Source organism: Micromonospora sp. WMMD998 (assembly GCF_029581235.1).
Classification (GTDB): domain Bacteria; phylum Actinomycetota; class Actinomycetes; order Mycobacteriales; family Micromonosporaceae; genus Micromonospora.
This window is the reverse complement of record NZ_CP120740.1, coordinates 5,831,877-5,846,196: the sequence shown is the minus strand read 5'-3', so window position 1 is coordinate 5,846,196 and position 14,320 is coordinate 5,831,877. Positions and strand designations below refer to the sequence as shown.

The 14,320-nt window shown below is 74.0% G+C and carries 17 protein-coding genes, 1 pseudogene and 1 riboswitch; of the genes and pseudogenes, 6 read left to right on the top strand and 12 right to left on the bottom strand.

Translation table 11 applies throughout. The features are described from left to right. Nucleotide 1 precedes the first annotated feature (1 nt). The 4 genes and pseudogenes from O7619_RS26335 to O7619_RS26320 form a co-directional block, all read right to left on the bottom strand. Entirely contained in the window at nt 2-298 is a 297-nt protein-coding gene (locus tag O7619_RS26335) for an MTH1187 family thiamine-binding protein (RefSeq protein WP_282284046.1), read from the bottom strand. 854 nt (nt 299-1,152) lie between these two features. After that, nucleotides 1,153-1,953, bottom strand: coding sequence for an energy-coupling factor transporter transmembrane component T (locus O7619_RS26330; protein ID WP_282284045.1), 801 nt, complete (start codon nt 1,951-1,953; stop codon nt 1,153-1,155). 263 nt (nt 1,954-2,216) lie between these two features. Then, a pseudogene (locus O7619_RS26325) lies at nt 2,217-3,620 on the bottom strand (ABC transporter ATP-binding protein); the annotation flags it as partial. A gap of 97 nt (nt 3,621-3,717) precedes the next feature. Then, nucleotides 3,718-4,308 carry an ECF transporter S component gene (locus tag O7619_RS26320; RefSeq protein WP_282284044.1) on the bottom strand — a complete coding sequence of 197 codons (591 nt, stop codon included), beginning with the start codon at nt 4,306-4,308 and terminating at the stop codon, nt 3,718-3,720. A 75-nt stretch (nt 4,309-4,383) separates the two neighbouring features. Next, nucleotides 4,384-4,490: riboswitch (TPP riboswitch) on the bottom strand. A gap of 77 nt (nt 4,491-4,567) precedes the next feature. On the opposite strand from O7619_RS26320, the gene O7619_RS26315 reads away from it, so the two are divergent. The 4 genes from O7619_RS26315 to O7619_RS26300 all read left to right on the top strand — a co-directional run bounded on the left by O7619_RS26315 (nt 4,568) and on the right by O7619_RS26300 (nt 8,796). Beyond that, entirely contained in the window at nt 4,568-5,404 is an 837-nt protein-coding gene (locus O7619_RS26315; protein WP_282284043.1) for an alpha/beta hydrolase, read from the top strand. Further along, complete coding sequence (locus O7619_RS26310; protein WP_282284042.1) at nt 5,401-6,150, top strand: SIS domain-containing protein; 750 nt, start codon at nt 5,401-5,403, stop codon at nt 6,148-6,150. The genes O7619_RS26315 and O7619_RS26310 overlap by 4 nt, the downstream gene beginning before the upstream one ends. Before the next feature lie 92 nt (nt 6,151-6,242). Next, nucleotides 6,243-6,746, top strand: a complete 504-nt coding sequence (locus tag O7619_RS26305; RefSeq protein WP_282284041.1) for a DUF6328 family protein — start codon at nt 6,243-6,245, stop codon at nt 6,744-6,746. Nucleotides 6,747-6,846: 100 nt separating this feature from the next. Then, nucleotides 6,847-8,796 (top strand): acyl-CoA dehydrogenase family protein, encoded by a 1,950-nt coding sequence (locus tag O7619_RS26300; RefSeq protein ID WP_282284040.1) that lies wholly within the window; start codon nt 6,847-6,849, stop codon nt 8,794-8,796. Nucleotides 8,797-8,853: 57 nt separating this feature from the next. Here the strand turns inward: O7619_RS26300 and O7619_RS26295 are convergent, their stop codons facing one another. The 8 genes from O7619_RS26295 to O7619_RS26260 form a co-directional block, all read right to left on the bottom strand. After that, entirely contained in the window at nt 8,854-9,024 is a 171-nt protein-coding gene (locus tag O7619_RS26295) for a hypothetical protein (RefSeq protein ID WP_282284039.1), read from the bottom strand. Nucleotides 9,025-9,033: 9 nt separating this feature from the next. After that, nucleotides 9,034-9,639, bottom strand: a complete 606-nt coding sequence (locus O7619_RS26290) for a hypothetical protein (RefSeq protein ID WP_282284038.1) — start codon at nt 9,637-9,639, stop codon at nt 9,034-9,036. A 45-nt stretch (nt 9,640-9,684) separates the two neighbouring features. Beyond that, the gene (locus O7619_RS26285) at nt 9,685-10,080 is read right to left on the bottom strand and encodes a transcriptional repressor (RefSeq protein WP_282284037.1); all 396 of its coding nucleotides are present in this window, start codon (nt 10,078-10,080) and stop codon (nt 9,685-9,687) included. Continuing rightward, nucleotides 10,077-10,379, bottom strand: coding sequence for a metalloregulator ArsR/SmtB family transcription factor (locus tag O7619_RS26280; RefSeq protein ID WP_282284036.1), 303 nt, complete (start codon nt 10,377-10,379; stop codon nt 10,077-10,079). The genes O7619_RS26285 and O7619_RS26280 overlap by 4 nt, the downstream gene beginning before the upstream one ends. A gap of 34 nt (nt 10,380-10,413) precedes the next feature. After that, nucleotides 10,414-11,289, bottom strand: coding sequence for a metal ABC transporter permease (locus O7619_RS26275; RefSeq protein WP_282284035.1), 876 nt, complete (start codon nt 11,287-11,289; stop codon nt 10,414-10,416). Between the two features lies 1 nt (nt 11,290). Beyond that, nucleotides 11,291-12,055, bottom strand: a complete 765-nt coding sequence (locus tag O7619_RS26270) for an ABC transporter ATP-binding protein (RefSeq protein WP_282284034.1) — start codon at nt 12,053-12,055, stop codon at nt 11,291-11,293. Then, the gene (locus O7619_RS26265; RefSeq protein WP_282284033.1) at nt 12,052-13,002 is read right to left on the bottom strand and encodes a metal ABC transporter substrate-binding protein; all 951 of its coding nucleotides are present in this window, start codon (nt 13,000-13,002) and stop codon (nt 12,052-12,054) included. Before O7619_RS26265 ends, O7619_RS26270 begins: the two co-directional genes overlap by 4 nt. Before the next feature lie 78 nt (nt 13,003-13,080). Continuing rightward, entirely contained in the window at nt 13,081-13,344 is a 264-nt protein-coding gene (locus tag O7619_RS26260) for a DUF6703 family protein (protein WP_282284032.1), read from the bottom strand. A 27-nt stretch (nt 13,345-13,371) separates the two neighbouring features. Between O7619_RS26260 and O7619_RS26255 the strand changes: the two genes are divergently transcribed. Both O7619_RS26255 and O7619_RS26250 read left to right on the top strand, forming a co-directional pair. Beyond that, nucleotides 13,372-13,713, top strand: coding sequence for an antibiotic biosynthesis monooxygenase family protein (locus O7619_RS26255; protein ID WP_282284031.1), 342 nt, complete (start codon nt 13,372-13,374; stop codon nt 13,711-13,713). A 97-nt stretch (nt 13,714-13,810) separates the two neighbouring features. Then, complete coding sequence (locus O7619_RS26250) at nt 13,811-14,284, top strand: hypothetical protein (protein ID WP_282288953.1); 474 nt, start codon at nt 13,811-13,813, stop codon at nt 14,282-14,284. Nucleotides 14,285-14,320: the final 36 nt, after the last annotated feature.

The window sequence follows — 14,320 nt, the reverse complement described above, 5'->3', positions numbered from 1 at the left end:
CTCACCCCTCGGCCAGGCGCGCCTCGACGTGTGCCACCTTCGCGGTCAGCGCGTCGGTGACACCGGGGCGCAGGTCGGCCTTGAGCACCAGGCTGACCCGGGGCGCCTGGGCCGCGACCGTGTCGACGGCGCGCTTCACCACGGCCATCACCTCGTCCCACTCACCCTCCACGGTGGTGAACATGGCGTCGGTCCGGTTGGGCAGGCCGGATTCACGAACCACCCGGACGGCGTCGGCGACCAGGTCGCCCACGGACTCACCCACGCCGAGCGGGGTGATCGAGAACGCGATCAGCATGCCGACGATGGTGCCAGTAATTCGGGTGCGGGGGGCGGGGCCGCGGGCTAGCGTGTCGGTATGCGTAACTGACGCCCTTCCTCCGAGCACCGGTCCACCGCCACACGTGCCGTGGACCCGTCCCGCTCCGGGCGTCCGCATCCTCGTTCCCGCCGCCGTTGTTCGCGGTGACTGTCGTGATCGGATCGCACCGGGGCACCCGCTCGGCGCGCCCCTGGTCGGCGCGCCCCTGGTCGGCGCGCCCCGGTGCGTCCAGGTCGGCGCGCCCGACAGACAGGAGGCCCGCGGATGCCCGCGAAGCGCAGCCCGAAGAAGTCCCGTCAGCAGTCCCCGCTGGGGCTGACCCCGACCGATGCCGACGCGCTCGCCGTGTCTCCGCCCACCCTGCCCGCGGCTGGTTCCATCGGTCCGGCTGTGCCGGCGTTACCCGATTCGTTCGGGCCGGCTGTGCCCGGTTCGGCGTCGAATGGTTCGGCGTCGAATGGTTCGGCGTCGGCTCGCCCAGGGCCACCGAAGGCCGGCCCGTCCGCCGGCCGTGATGCTCGGCTGTCCGGCCGCAGCCAGCGGTCAGGCCAAAACCGTTTCTACGCCTTCCGGCGTAGCTGACCGCCGACCGTCCCCGGCTTCCGTGCCTGCCCGCTCGCCCTTTCGCGGCTGCCTCGTCGATCTTGGACTTGTGGTGCCATGAAATGTCGGTTTCGGTCTGGTATCGGAGGTGCCACAAGTCCAAGATCGACGCCATCACCCGAGATCGGCGGGTGGCTGGCCGCTGTGTCGTCGCCAACGTGGTGAGCCCTTGACAACCCCCTCAGCGATCATGAGCCGGACCGGGCTGGGTTGAGGGGGCTGGCGGGTCAGCCGATCAGGGGGCGGAAGGTGCCGAGGACCACGCTTACCGTCAGGGCCGCGCCGGCCAGCAGCGCCGCCCCGGCGATCAACAGCCCGTCGGCCCGGGTGAAGCGTTGCCGGCGTGCCACCGTACGCGGGGTGCCGGCGTCGAAGCCCCGGGCGTCCATCGCCACCGCCAGCCGGGTGCCCCGCCGGATCGCGCCCACCAGCAGCGTGAACGCGGTGGACGCGAAGAGCCGCAGCTTGGCGATCGGGTTGCGGCCGGCGTCCACGCCCCGGGCCCGGCGGGCCATGCTGATCATCCGCCACTCCTGTTCGAGCAGCGGCACCAGCCGGAACGCGGCCAGCGCGCCGATGGCGAACCGGGCCGGGGCCTTGGCGTTCTGAATCAGCGCGTCGGCCAGGTCCGTCGGGTCGGTGGTGGCGAACACGATGATCCCGGGCAGCGCCACCGCGAGCATCCGCAGCACCAGCCCGAGCGCGGTGACCAGCACGCCCTCGGTGACCAGCACCGGTCCGGCCTCGACGAGCACCCGGCCGGACCGGTCGGCGGCGAAGAGCACAAGCGTGACCAGGATGCCGACGGCGGCGGTCAGCAGCGGCCACGCCCGTCGGGCCAGCACCCGGTAGCGGACGCCGAACAGCGGCAGCACGGCCAGCTCGACGGCGATGGCGATGGCCGGCGCGACCGGGTCCAGCGTCGCCACCAGCACGATGGTGAACACCATCGCGGCGGCCAGCTTCGCCACCGGGTTGCGCCGGGCAAGTGGGGCGCCGGGCGTCGCCACCGGCTCCAGGTCGATCACGGCGCACCGGTCCCTCGACCCGGCGGCGACGGGGGCCGCCCCGAATCGAGACGGCCCGATCGGGTCGTTCCCCCGCGCCGTCCCGGCGGGTCGGACCGGGTCGAGCGTCCCGGCGGGTCGGACCGGGTCGGGCGTCCCGGCGGGTCGGACCGGGTCGGGCGTCCCGGCGGGTCGGACCGGGTCGGGCGTCCCAGCGGGTCGGACCCGGCCGGCTGGTCCGGCTGGGCGGTATCGGTCTGGTGGCTCGGCTCGGTCGGGCGGGTCAGGGTGAGCGTCCGGTCGGCCAGCGCGGCCACGAAGTCGGCGTCGTGGGTCACCGTGACCACGCCGTGGCCGGCGTCGCGCAGCTCGGCCAGCAGGTCGACCAGCTCCAGCCACGTCCGCCGGTCCTGGCCGAACGTGGGCTCGTCGCAGATCAGCAGGCGGGGCGCGGTGGCCAGGGCGGTCGCCACGCTCAGCCGCCGCGCCTCGCCGCCGGAGAGGGTGTACGGGTTGGCGCCGGCGAGCCGGTCCAGCCGCAGCCGCTCCAGCAGCGCGTCCACCGTGGCGGTGACCTCCGCCTCGGACCGGCCGGTGCGGCGCGGCCCGAGGGCCAGCTCGTCGCGGACGGTGCCGGTGACGAACTGGTGCTCCGGGTCCTGGAAGACCGAGCCGATCCGCCCGGCCAGCGCGGGCGCGCGCCACCGGTGCGGGGGAGTACGCGCGTCCCGGCCGGCAAGTGCGGCGGAGGCGGTGACCGCGCCGGTGCCGGGGCGGGTCAGGCCGCCGAGGAACAGCGCCAGCGTGGACTTGCCGACGCCGTTGGGGCCGAGCACGGCGAGCGCCTCGCCGGCGCGTACCCGAAGGTCGGTGGGGGCCAGCCGGGGCGGCAGGCCGAGCCGGTCGGCGGTGAGCAGCACGTCCCCGGCCGGCGTGGTGGCGTGCCGGGGCGGCGCGGTGTGCCCGGGCACCCAGACCCCGGCGGCGGCCAGCGCCTCGCCGTGCGCGGCGAAGACCGCCTCGGGTGGGCCGTCGGCGCGGACGCCGCCGCCGGGTTCCAGCACCACCACCCGGTCGACCAGCGGGAGCGCCTCGGCGACCCGGTGTTCGACCAGGATCAGTGTGGTGTCCGGGTCGACGGCGTCGGCGACGGCCCGGCGGATCAGCGCGGCGCCGTCCGGGTCGAGGTTGGCGGTGGGTTCGTCGAGCAGCAGCAGCCCGGGCCGCAGCGCGAGCGCCCCGGCGAGGGCGAGCCGTTGCTGTTCGCCGCCGCTGAGCGCGGCGGTGGGGCGGTCCCGGTGGTAGGGGAAGCCGACCCGGCGCAGCGCCTCGTCCACCCGGGGCCAGATCTCCTCGGCCGCCACCCCCCGGTTCTCCAGCCCGAACGCGACGTCGTCGCCGGAGCGGGCCATCACGAGCTGGGTCTCCGGGTCCTGCAAGAGCAGGCCGACGCGCTCGCGGGCCTTGCGCGGGTCCAGCCCGTCGATCTCGACGGTGCCCTCCTGCTCGCCGGAGTCCTCGGGCAGCAGCCCGGCCAGCGCCGCCAGCAGCGTGCTCTTGCCGGCCCCGGAGGCCCCGAGCAGCAGCACCCGCTCCCCGCTCTCGACGCGCAGGTCCACCCCCCGCAGAGCCCAGCGTCTGCGCCCCCCGTGCCGCCACCCGAACCCCCGCAGCACCACCCCGCTCACCGTTCCACCTCCTCCCCAGCCTCGTTGATCAAGGAGTTCGCGTCGGGGAAACCGCCCACGGCTGACGCAAACTCCTTGATCAACGGGGGCGGGAGGGTCAGACCAGGGCTCGGTCTCGGCCGGCGGGGAAGCGGTCCAGGACGCCGGTGTTGGCCAGGGCGCGGGTCAGCACCCACGCGCCGAAGCCGGCGACGACGGTGGCGCTGGCGATGGTGATCAGGGCGTAGGGGATGCGGTAGTCGGTCAGGTCGTAGGCCTTGTTCCAGTAGACGAAGTCGAAGATGGCCGCGCCGAGGCCGGTGAGCGCGCCGGCGAGCGTCGCCACCGGCAGCTTGAACGAGCGGTAGCGGAACGCGGCGAACGCCAGCTCGGCGCCGATGCCCTGCATCAGGCCCTGGAGGATCACGATGCCGGCCCACTGGCTGCCCAGCAGCGCGGAGACGATCGCGGCGACCGTCTCGCAGTAGAGCGCCGCGCCCGGCTTGCGGATGATCAGGCCGGCGAGCACCGCCGGGATCAGCCACACGCCGTAGAGCACCGCCTGCGCCGGCGGGAAGAACGCGAACGCCGCGTCGGTGGCGCTCCAGAGCAGGCCCCAGGCCCAGAAGACGACGCCGAAGGCGACGGCGATCACCGAGGCGACGACGATGTCGACGGTACGCCAGCGGTTGCTGTCGGTGTGGTTCATACGGACTCCCAGTTCGTGGTGCGGAACCAGGAGAAGACGCACGCCGCGCCCGGCTTGTGCCCGGACGTCGACGCGGCTGGAGGTCGACCGAACTCCCTGCGCTGGCATTACCCAGATCAGGTTCGAGGGTCTGCGGGCGTCGGCCCGCACTCTCAGCGCTGTGCGCTCCCCTGTCGGATGTGAAGTTGTCTCAACGGCAGACGCTAGCACCGATGTCGGGGCCAGGCCCAGCAGGGCGTGGGTCGGTATGGTGGCGATCATGCGGGTCGAGGCGCGGGATCTGACGTTCGAGGTACGCACCGGCGGCCCCGAGGGCGGCGATCCGGTCCTGCTGCTGCACGGCTTCCCGCAGCACGCCGGCGAGTGGGACGCGGTGACGCCCGCGCTGCACGCCGCCGGGCTGCGCACGTACGCGCTCGACCAGCGCGGCTACTCGCCCGGCGCGCGGCCGGACGCCGTCGAGGCGTACCGCATCCCGGAGCTGGTGGCCGACGCGGCGGCCGTGCTGGACGCGCTCGGGGTGACCGACGCCCACCTGGTCGGCCACGACTGGGGCGCGATCGTGGCCTGGGGCCTGGCGGCGGCGCACCCGGAGCGGGCGCGGACGCTGACCGCGGTGTCGGTGCCGCACCCGGCCGCGATGGGGCACGCGCTCGCCACCGACGGGCGGCAGAAGGCGAAGTCCGCCTACATGGCGCTGTTCCGGATGCCGGGCAAGGCGGAGAAGGTGCTGCTGGCGCTGCACGGGGCCGCGTTGCGCCGGCTGCTGCGCGGGGTCGGTGACGCGGACGCGGTCGCCCGCTACGCCGAGCCGATGCGGGAGCCGGGCGCGCTCACCGCCGCGCTCAACTGGTACCGCGCGATGAGCGGGTCGGACATGAAGGCGGTCGGCCCGGTGGCGGTGCCGACCACGTACGTGTGGAGCGAGAAGGACGTGGCGATCGGCCGGACCGCCGCCGAGGCGTGCGCGGCGCACGTCACCGGCGACTACCGCTTCGTGACGCTCCCCGGCGTCAGCCACTGGATCCCCGACGAGGCCCCCGGCCCGCTGGCCGAGGCGATCCTCGCCCGGGTGCGAGGAACGGAGCAGACATGACGGTGAGCGCCCAGGCGTACCTGGCCACGGTGACCGAGATGATGGGCCGGGTTGCCGCCGAGCAGCGGGAGAACGTGGCCGCGGCGGCCGACCTGATCGCCGCGGCGGTGCGTGCCGACGGGGTGGTGCACGCCTTCGGCACCGGGCACTCCGAGGCGCTCGCCATGGAGATCGCCGGCCGGGCCGGCGGCCTGGTGCCCACCAATCGGATCGCGCTGCGTGACCTGGTGCTTGTCGGCGGCGCGCCGGCCGACGTGCTCGGCCCGAAGCTGGAACGCGAACCGGCCGTGGCGCACCGCCTCTACGAGCTGGCCCCGGTCCGGCCGCAGGACGTGTTCGTGCTGGCCTCCAACTCGGGCGTGAACGGGGCGATGGTCGAGTTCGCGTCCGTGGTGAAGGAGCACGGGCACGGCCTGGTGGCGGTCACCTCGGCACGGCACTCGGCCCGGATGGCGTCGCGGCATCCGTCCGGCCGCAAGCTCGCCGACTACGCCGACGTGGTGCTGGACAACGGCGCCCCGTACGGCGACGCCACGCTGCCGCTGCCCGGCGGTGGCGCGGTCGGCGCGGTCTCCTCGATCACCGCCGCGCTGCTGGCCCAGCAGATCACCGTCGAGGTGGTGGCCCGGCTGGTGGCGGCGGGGGAGCGTCCGCCGGTCTACCTGTCGGCGAACATCGCCGGCGGCGACGAACACAACGCCGAGTGGGAGGCCCGGTACGCGGGCCGGATCCGCCGGGGTTCCTGAGCCGGTTTCGTGATCATCTGAACCGGGCACAGGCGCTGCTGCCGGCGGACGTTCGCCCGCCGGTCGTGCCGTCTTCACCGGAGGTTCACGAGTTGTCCAAGGAATCCGAGAAGCAGCGTTGGCAGCGCAACTTCGCCGACCTGTTGCAGGAGCTGCGCGTCGCGCAGACAGGTGTGCAGATCCTGTTCGCGTTCCTGCTGACCATGCCGTTCAGCAACGCCTTCAACCGGACCACCGACTTCCAGCGCGACGTCTACGTCGTGGCGTTGCTGGCCGCCGCCGCTGCCGCCGCGATGATCATCTCACCGGTGGCGTTCCACCGGGCGCTGTTCCGCCAGGGGCGCAAGCCGGAGCTGGTCCGCTTCGCCCACCGGATGGCCACCGGTGGCCTGCTCTTCATGCTGATCGCGATGGTCAGCGCGGTCCTGCTGGTCACCGACTTCGTCCTGCCCCGGCCGATCGCCTTCGTGCTCACCGCGATCACCGGCGGCTGGTTCCTGACCTTCTGGGCCGTCCTGCCGTTCGTCCGCCGCAACTGGGCCGACGACGACATCGACGACGAGGACGACGACCCGCAGACCCTCACCGGAGACTGACGGTCCGCCAAATCGGACGTGCACGCGATGCTACCGCTGGGTAACACCCGGGGGTAGCGTCGTTTTCGTCGCATCCGGACCGACCATCCAGGAGGCAGCCGTGACCACGACACAGAACAATGCCGACGGGGCGGGGCCGCTGCCCGGCGAGGCCGGCCAGGTCTCGGAGAAGGAGGCCCGCCAGGTCGCCGAGGCGGCCCGCGAGGCGGCCTGGGACCGGCCCAGCTTCGGCAAGGAACTCTTCCTCGGCCGGTTCCGGCTCGACCTGATCAACCCGTGGCCCCGGTCCGACCCGGACGACGTGACCCGGGCGGAGGAGTTCCTCGGCGCGTTCGGGGCCTACCTGGGCAGCGAGGTGGACGGCGCGGCGATCGAGCGCGACGCGCGCATCCCGGACGAGGTGTTCCACGGGATGGCCCGGCTCGGCGCCTTCGGCATGAAGATCGACCGGAGGTACGGCGGCCTCGGGCTGAGCAACCTGCACTACTGCCGGGCGCTGATGCTCGCCGGCTCGGTGAACCCGGCGATCGGCGCGCTGCTCTCCGCGCACCAGTCGATCGGCGTGCCGCAGCCGCTGAAGATGTTCGGCACGCCGGAGCAGAAGCAGCGTTTCCTGCCCCGGCTGGCCGCCGGCGAGGTGTCCGCGTTCCTGCTCACCGAGCCGGACGTCGGCTCCGACCCGGCCCGGCTCGCCACCACCGCCGAGCCGACCGCCGACGGCACCGGCTACCGCCTCAACGGGGTGAAGCTCTGGGCTACCAACGGCACCGTCGCCACGCTGCTCGTGGTGATGGCCCGGGTGCCGGCCGCGGAGGGCCGGCGCGGCGGGATCACCGCCTTCGTGGTGGAGGGCGACAGCGACGGCATCACGGTGGAACGGCGCAACTCCTTCGTCGGGCTGCGCGGCCTGGAGAACAGCCTCACCCGGTTCCACGACGTGTTCGTGCCGGCCGAGAACGTGATCGGCGGCGAGGGCAAGGGCCTGAAGATCGCGCTGACCACGCTGAACACCGGCCGGCTGTCGCTGCCGGCGATGTGCGTGGGCGCCGGCAAGTGGGCGCTCAACGTGGCCCGGGAGTGGGCCGCCGACCGGGTCCAGTGGGGCCGGCCGGTCGGCGAGCACGAGGCGGTGGCCAAGAAGCTGGCGTTCATCGCCGCCACCACCTACGCCATGGAATCCATGCTTGACCTGTCCTGCCTGCTCGCCGACGACGACCGCAACGACATCCGGATCGAGGCGGCGCTGGTCAAGCTCTACGCGAGCGAGATGGCCTGGCGGGTCGCCGACGAGCTGATCCAGATCCGGGGCGGGCGCGGCTACGAGACGGCCGAGTCGCTCGAAGCCCGGGGCGAGCGCCCGGCCGCGGTCGAGCAGCTCCTGCGCGACCTGCGGATCAACCGGATCTTCGAGGGCTCCACCGAGATCATGCACCTGCTGATCGCCCGCGAGGCGGTCGACGCGCACCTGTCGGTGGCCGGCGACATCATCGACCCGGACGCCGGGCTGGGGCGCAAGGCGGCAGCCGGCGCGCGGGCCGGCGCGTTCTACGCGAAGTGGCTGCCCGCGCTCGCCGTCGGCAAGGGGCAGTCGCCGGGTGCCTACCAGGAGTTCGGGCCGCTGGCCGGGCACCTGCGGCACGTCGAGCGGACCTCACGCAAGCTGGCCCGGTCGACGTTCTACGCGATGTCCCGCTGGCAGGGAAAGATGGAGCGCAAGCAGGCGTTCCTCGGCCGGGTGGTGGACATCGGCGCGGAGCTGTTCGCGATGTCCGCGGTCTGCGTGCGGGCCTACGCCGAGCGGTCCGAGCACCCGGAGAACGTCGAGCTGGCCGACCTGTTCTGCCGGCAGGCGCGGCTGCGCGTCGACGAGCTGTTCACCGGCCTGTGGTCGAACACCGACTCGGTGGACGTGGCCGCCGCGAAGCGGATCGTCGCCGGCCGGTACGCCTCGGTGGAGGCCGGCGTGCTCACACCCCCCACCGACCTGCCCTGGGTGGCCCGCTGGCAGCCGGGTCCCTCCACCGCCGACGACGTCCGCCGCCGGCTGTGAAAGGAGGGGCCCCCGCTTAACGCTTTCGGTAGAGGCGGGGGCCCCTCCTAACACCGCTCAGCGGCGGGCGACCGCCCAGGCGATCACCGCGGCGAGGATCAGACCGTTGAGCGCGGCCAGCACGAGGTAGGCGGCCGGCGGAATCCTGCGGCCCTTGCGGACGAAGCTCACCAGCACGCCCGCGTAGACGAGCAGCAGCACGGCGACGACGATCAGGAAGTACAGCACCGGCACACCCTACCGGCCGGTGCGCAGCCCCAGCCCGCGCAGCTCCAGCGCGGCGAGCGCGTCCACGGTCGCGTCGTCGCCGCGCCGCCACGCCTCGGCCACGTCCGGCGCGATCCGGTTGAGCTTGGACAGCGGCTGGCCGGCGAGCGCGCGCAACGCCAGCAGGTCCCGGCCGGCCGGCACGCCGGACATGGCCTTCGCCGCGCCGGCCCGGCGCATCCACCGCACCCGCAGCGGCAGCCAGCCGAAGAGCACCAGCCCGAGCGGGAACACCAGCACCGCGACGGTCAGCGCCACCGCGAGTTGGCCGACCAGCTCCTGCTGGTCGCGGCCCGCGTCGGCCATCGCGCGCGCGGCGTCGGCGGCCCGGGTGAAGGGCGCGGTCAGCTCGTCGCCGACAATCGGCACCCGGCCCACCTTGCCGCCGGCCTCGGCCAGGTTGTCGGCGAGTCCGCCGCCGGCCCCCTCCAGCTTCTGCCCGGGTACGGCGAGTTTCTCCACCAGGTCGTGCACCCAGAACGCGAAGCGGATCGCCGCGTACACCCAGACGACCACGAGCAGATCGGTGAGGAGCTGGCGGAGGGCGGTCGGAAAGCGGTCGGCGTAGATCTTCACGCCGGACAGCCTGCCACGGCGTGGCCGCGGCGGCACCGGTCGGTTTTACCGGTCGGCGCAGGCCGGGCAGGTGCCGAAGATCTCCAGGGTGTGGCTGACCTCGGTGAAGCCGTGTTCGGCGGAGATCCGGTCCGCCCACTTCTCCACCGCCGGGCCGGCCACCTCTACGGTACGACCGCAGCCCCGGCAGACCAGATGGTGGTGGTGGCCGCCGCTGCACCGCCGGTAGAGGTGCTCGCCGCCCGGCGGGCGCATCACGTCGATCTCGTTCGCGTCGGCGAGCGCCTGCAACGTCCGGTAGACCGTGGTCAGCCCGATCCGGTCGCCGCGCCGGCGCAGCATGGCGTGCAGGTCCTGGGCGCTGTGGAAGCCCTCGACCTCGTCCAGCAGCGCGCTCACCGCGCTGCGCTGCCGGGTGGTGCGCGGGGCGCCGGTGGTCATGCCGGTCCCTCCCCGGCGTGGCTGACCGCGTCCGCCACGATGTGCGCGACGTGCTCGTCGACCAGGGCGTACGCGATCTCCCGACCGCGCCGCGAGCCGCGCACCACCCCCGCCCCGCGCAGCACCCGCAGGTGCTGGGAGACAAGCGGTTGGGGAGCGCCGAGCTTCTCGACCAGCTCGTGCACGCAGCGCTCGCCCTCGGCCAGCTCGCTCACGATGGCGAGCCGGATCGGGGCGGAGAGGGCGCGCAGCAGATCCCCCGCGCCCTCGAAGAGGTCGTACCCGTTGGAGCCGGTCACCCCGTAACGATAACCAGTGTCGGCTGCGCCGGCCTCATCCGAGCAGCACCTCGTGCTCGGCCGGCTCGGCCGCCGCCTGCGCCGTCGTCGGCCGGACGCGCCGCCGCACCGCCCGCCCGCCGGCCGTCAGCAGCGCCACCACCAGGAACGAGCCGATCGCCACCAGCACCACCGAGGCGCCCGGCGCGGTGTTGGCGGTGGCGGCCACCCAGATCCCGGCTCCGGCGGCGAACAGGCCCAGCGTCATGGCCGCCGTCATGGTCGACCGGAAACCGCGCGTCACCTGCTGCGCGGTGGCCACCGGCACCACCATCAGCGCGCTGATCAGCAGCACCCCGACCGCCCGCATGGCGATGGTCACCGTGATCGCGGTGCCCACCGCGATCAGCAGGTTCAGCGCCCGCACCGGCAGGCCGGAGACCCGCGCGTACTCCTCGTCCTGGCAGACCGCGAACAGCGCCGGGCGCAGCGCCAGCATGGTCACCAGCAGCGCCGCGCCGAGCACGCCGATGGTGACCAGGTCGGCCGGCGACGTCGTGGTCAGCGACCCGAAGAGGTACGCGTTGAGCGACCCGCTGCTGGCGTCGGAGAGCCCGACGAGCATCACGCCGCCGGCGATGCCGCCGTAGAACAGCAGCGCCAGCGCGAGGTCGCCGGAGGTGCGCCCGTACGCGCGGACCAGCTCGATGACCACCGCGCCGAGCGTGGCGGCGAGCACCGCCACCAGCACGGGGGAGCGGTTGAGCAGCAGCCCGGCGCCGACGCCGGTGAGCGCCACGTGCCCGATGCCGTCGCCGATCAGCGCCAGCCGGCGCTGCACCAGGTAGATGCCGAGCGCCGGGGCGGCCAGCCCGATGACGAGCGCGCCGACGAGCGCGCGGAGCATGAAGTCGTACTGGAAAAGGTCCATCTCAGATGCCTGTCCAGAGCCCGGCGGGCTCCTCGTCGCAGTGCGGGTGGACGTGCTCGTGGTCCGGGTCGGCGTGGTGACCGGCCGGCTCGGGCACCGCGCCGTCGTGCGCGATCCCGCCCCGGTGCACGACCACCGCCCGGCTGATCAGCGGGCGCAGCGGCCCCAACTCGTGGGCGACGAGCAGCACCGTGCCGCCACCGTCGCGGAACGCGCGCAGGGCCCCGGCGAACGCCTCCTGGCTGGCCGCGTCCACCCCGGCGGTCGGCTCGTCGAGCACCAGCAGTTCCGGCCCGCCGGCCAGCGCCCGGGCGATCAGGACGCGCTGCTGCTGACCGCCGGAGAGGGTGGCCACCGGGTCGCCGGCCCGGTCGTCGAGCCCGACCGCGCGCAGCGCCTCCGTCACCGCCTCGCGGTCGGCCCGCCGCGCCGGCCGGAGCACCCCCCGGCGGGCCAGCCGCCCGGACGCCACCACCTCGGCCACCGTGGCGGGTACGCCGCCGCCCGCGCCGAGCCGCTGCGGGACGTACCCGATGCGGTGCCACTGCCGGAAGCGGCGCTGCGGGGTGCCGAACAGGGTGACCGACCCGGCGCCGAGCGGCACCAGGCCGAGCGCGGCGCGGACGAGCGTCGACTTGCCGGAGCCGTTGGCGCCGAGCACGGCGACCACCTCGCCGGCGGCCAGCGTCAGGGATACGTCGCGCAGCACCGGTCGGCCGTCGTAGCCGACGGTGGCGTGCGTGACCTCGAGCACGGGTGCGGTCATGAGCAGTCCAGGGCGGTTCGCAGGGTCTGGAGGTTGGCGCGCATCGCGGAGAGGTAGTCGCCCTCGGCGGGTGGTCCCTCGATCGGGTCGAGGACGGCGGTCTTCGCGCCGACCTCGCGGGCGATCGTCTCGGCGATCTTCGGGCTGACGAGTGTCTCGAAGAAGATCGTGCCGGCCTGGTGCTCCCGGGCCTCCCTCGCCACCTCGGCGAGTCGCTGCGGGGACGGCTCGGACTCGGGAGTGAGGCCGGTGAGGCCGATCTGCTCCAGCCGGTAGCGCTCGGCCAGGTAACCGAAGGCGGTGTGGCTGGTCACGATCTCCCGGCGCTGGCAGGTGCGCAGGCCCTCGGCGTACTCGGTGTCGAGTGTCGTCAGCTCGCCCCGCAGCGCGCCGGCGCGGGCGGTGTAGTCGGCGGCGTGGTCCGGGTCGACCGCGCCGAGACGCTCGGCGAGCCTGTCGCCGACGGTGGCCAGCCGGGTCGGGTCGAGCCAGAGGTGCGGGTCCTTGCCGCCGCCCTCCTCGTGCCCGGCCTCCTCCTGGTGCCCGCCCTCGTGCTCGTGGCCGCCGGCGGCGGCGTCGCGCAGCGGCGCCACGCCCGCCACGTCGAAGGCGCGGTCGCCGCCGTTCTGCTCGACCGCCTCGTCCACGGCCGGCTGGAAGCCGGCCAGGTAGACGATCAGCTCGGCGTCGACCACCTGGCCGACCTGGCGGGGGTTCAACTCCAGGTCGTGCGGCTCCGCGCCGGGCTTGGTCAGGTTGCCGACCACCACCCTGTCGCCGCCGATCCGCTCCGCGAGGAACTGGAGCGGGTAGAACGCGGCCACCACGTCGACCCGGTCCGGGTCGCTACCCCCGCCCCCGCCGTCCGAGCAGGCGGCCAGGCCGCCCAGCGCGAGCAGGGCGGCGGTGGCGGCGGCCAGGACACGGGGCGTGGCACGAACGGTCATGGGACCAACTGTCCGCGATAACGAAAATTATTGTCAAAAACGCATGATTGCATGTCTGCGCAGGTCAACCGGCGCTGCTCAACCGACAAGCAGCTTGGCCAGCGCCACCGCGACCAGCAGGGTGAGCATCAGCAGCCGGAGCATCCGGGTCGCCGGCGCCTGCACCGGCCAGGTGACCGACATCAACCAGACCAACCCGGCGGCCAACGCCAACAGCAGGACGCCGCCGGCCGGGCCGGGCGCGAAGAGGCCCACCAGCACCAGCACCAGCGCGGCGAGGAACACCGTCGTCGGGTTGAGCCGGGCCAACCGGGACAGCACGGGACTCTGCGTACGCTGCATGCCACAGACTCTACGAGGAGGAACGCCGTGCTGGTCACCAACCGGTTCGTGGTGGAAGCCGAAACGGTGGACGAGTTCACCCGGGAGGCGCACGCGGCGCTGGCCGCGCTCGCCGCCCGACCCGGCTACCTGCGCGGCGAACTGCTGCGGGCGCTCGACGACCCGACCCACTGGTGCCTGATCACCGAGTGGGAGTCCGTCGGGGCGTACCGGCGCGGGCTCGGCGGGTTCGACGTCAAGGTCACCGCCGTGCCGCTGCTCGCCCGATCGGTGGACGAGCCGTCGGCGTACGAGACGCTCGCCAGCGCCGCCCCGCAGGGCGAGATCGTCGTCGCCGCCAGCGATCGTGCCGCAGGTCCTTACCGCTGAGTCCCGGGGCACTACCCTTTCGCGTATGACCGCTCCCGGACCGGCCGCGCCGCCCCCGCCACCCGTGCCGCCCGGCGCGCCGCCGGCGGACCCGGGCGTGCCCGCGCCGCCGCCCGGTCCCGGCGTCGCCCCGCCGTTCGCCGCCCCGCCGACCGAGGGACGGCGGGCCCGGCTCTGGCTCGCCCTCGGCGTCGGCGCGCTGGCCGTGCTGCTCTGCTGCGGCGGAGGCGGCGCCGCGGTGATCGGCCTGGCCGTGAGCAACGTGCAGGCGATCGGGGAGCAGGGCCGGGCCGTCACCGACGACTACTACCAGGCGCTCGTCGCCCGGGAGTGGACCAAGGCGTACGCCCAGCTCTGCGACGACGCCCGGCGGCGCGAGTCCCGGCCCGAGTTCGTGCAGCGGGTGGCCACCGAGCCGCAGATCTCCGGCTACCGGGTGGGCAAGGTCGACACCACCACGCTCACCGTGCCGGTGGACGTCACGCTCGCCGGTGGCCGGCGGGAGGCGCAGACCGTGACGCTGGCGCCCGACCGGCAGACCGGCGGCATGGAGGTCTGCGGGGTGAGCTGACCGGGCCCCGGTATTCTGCTGGGCTCGGGGCCGAGG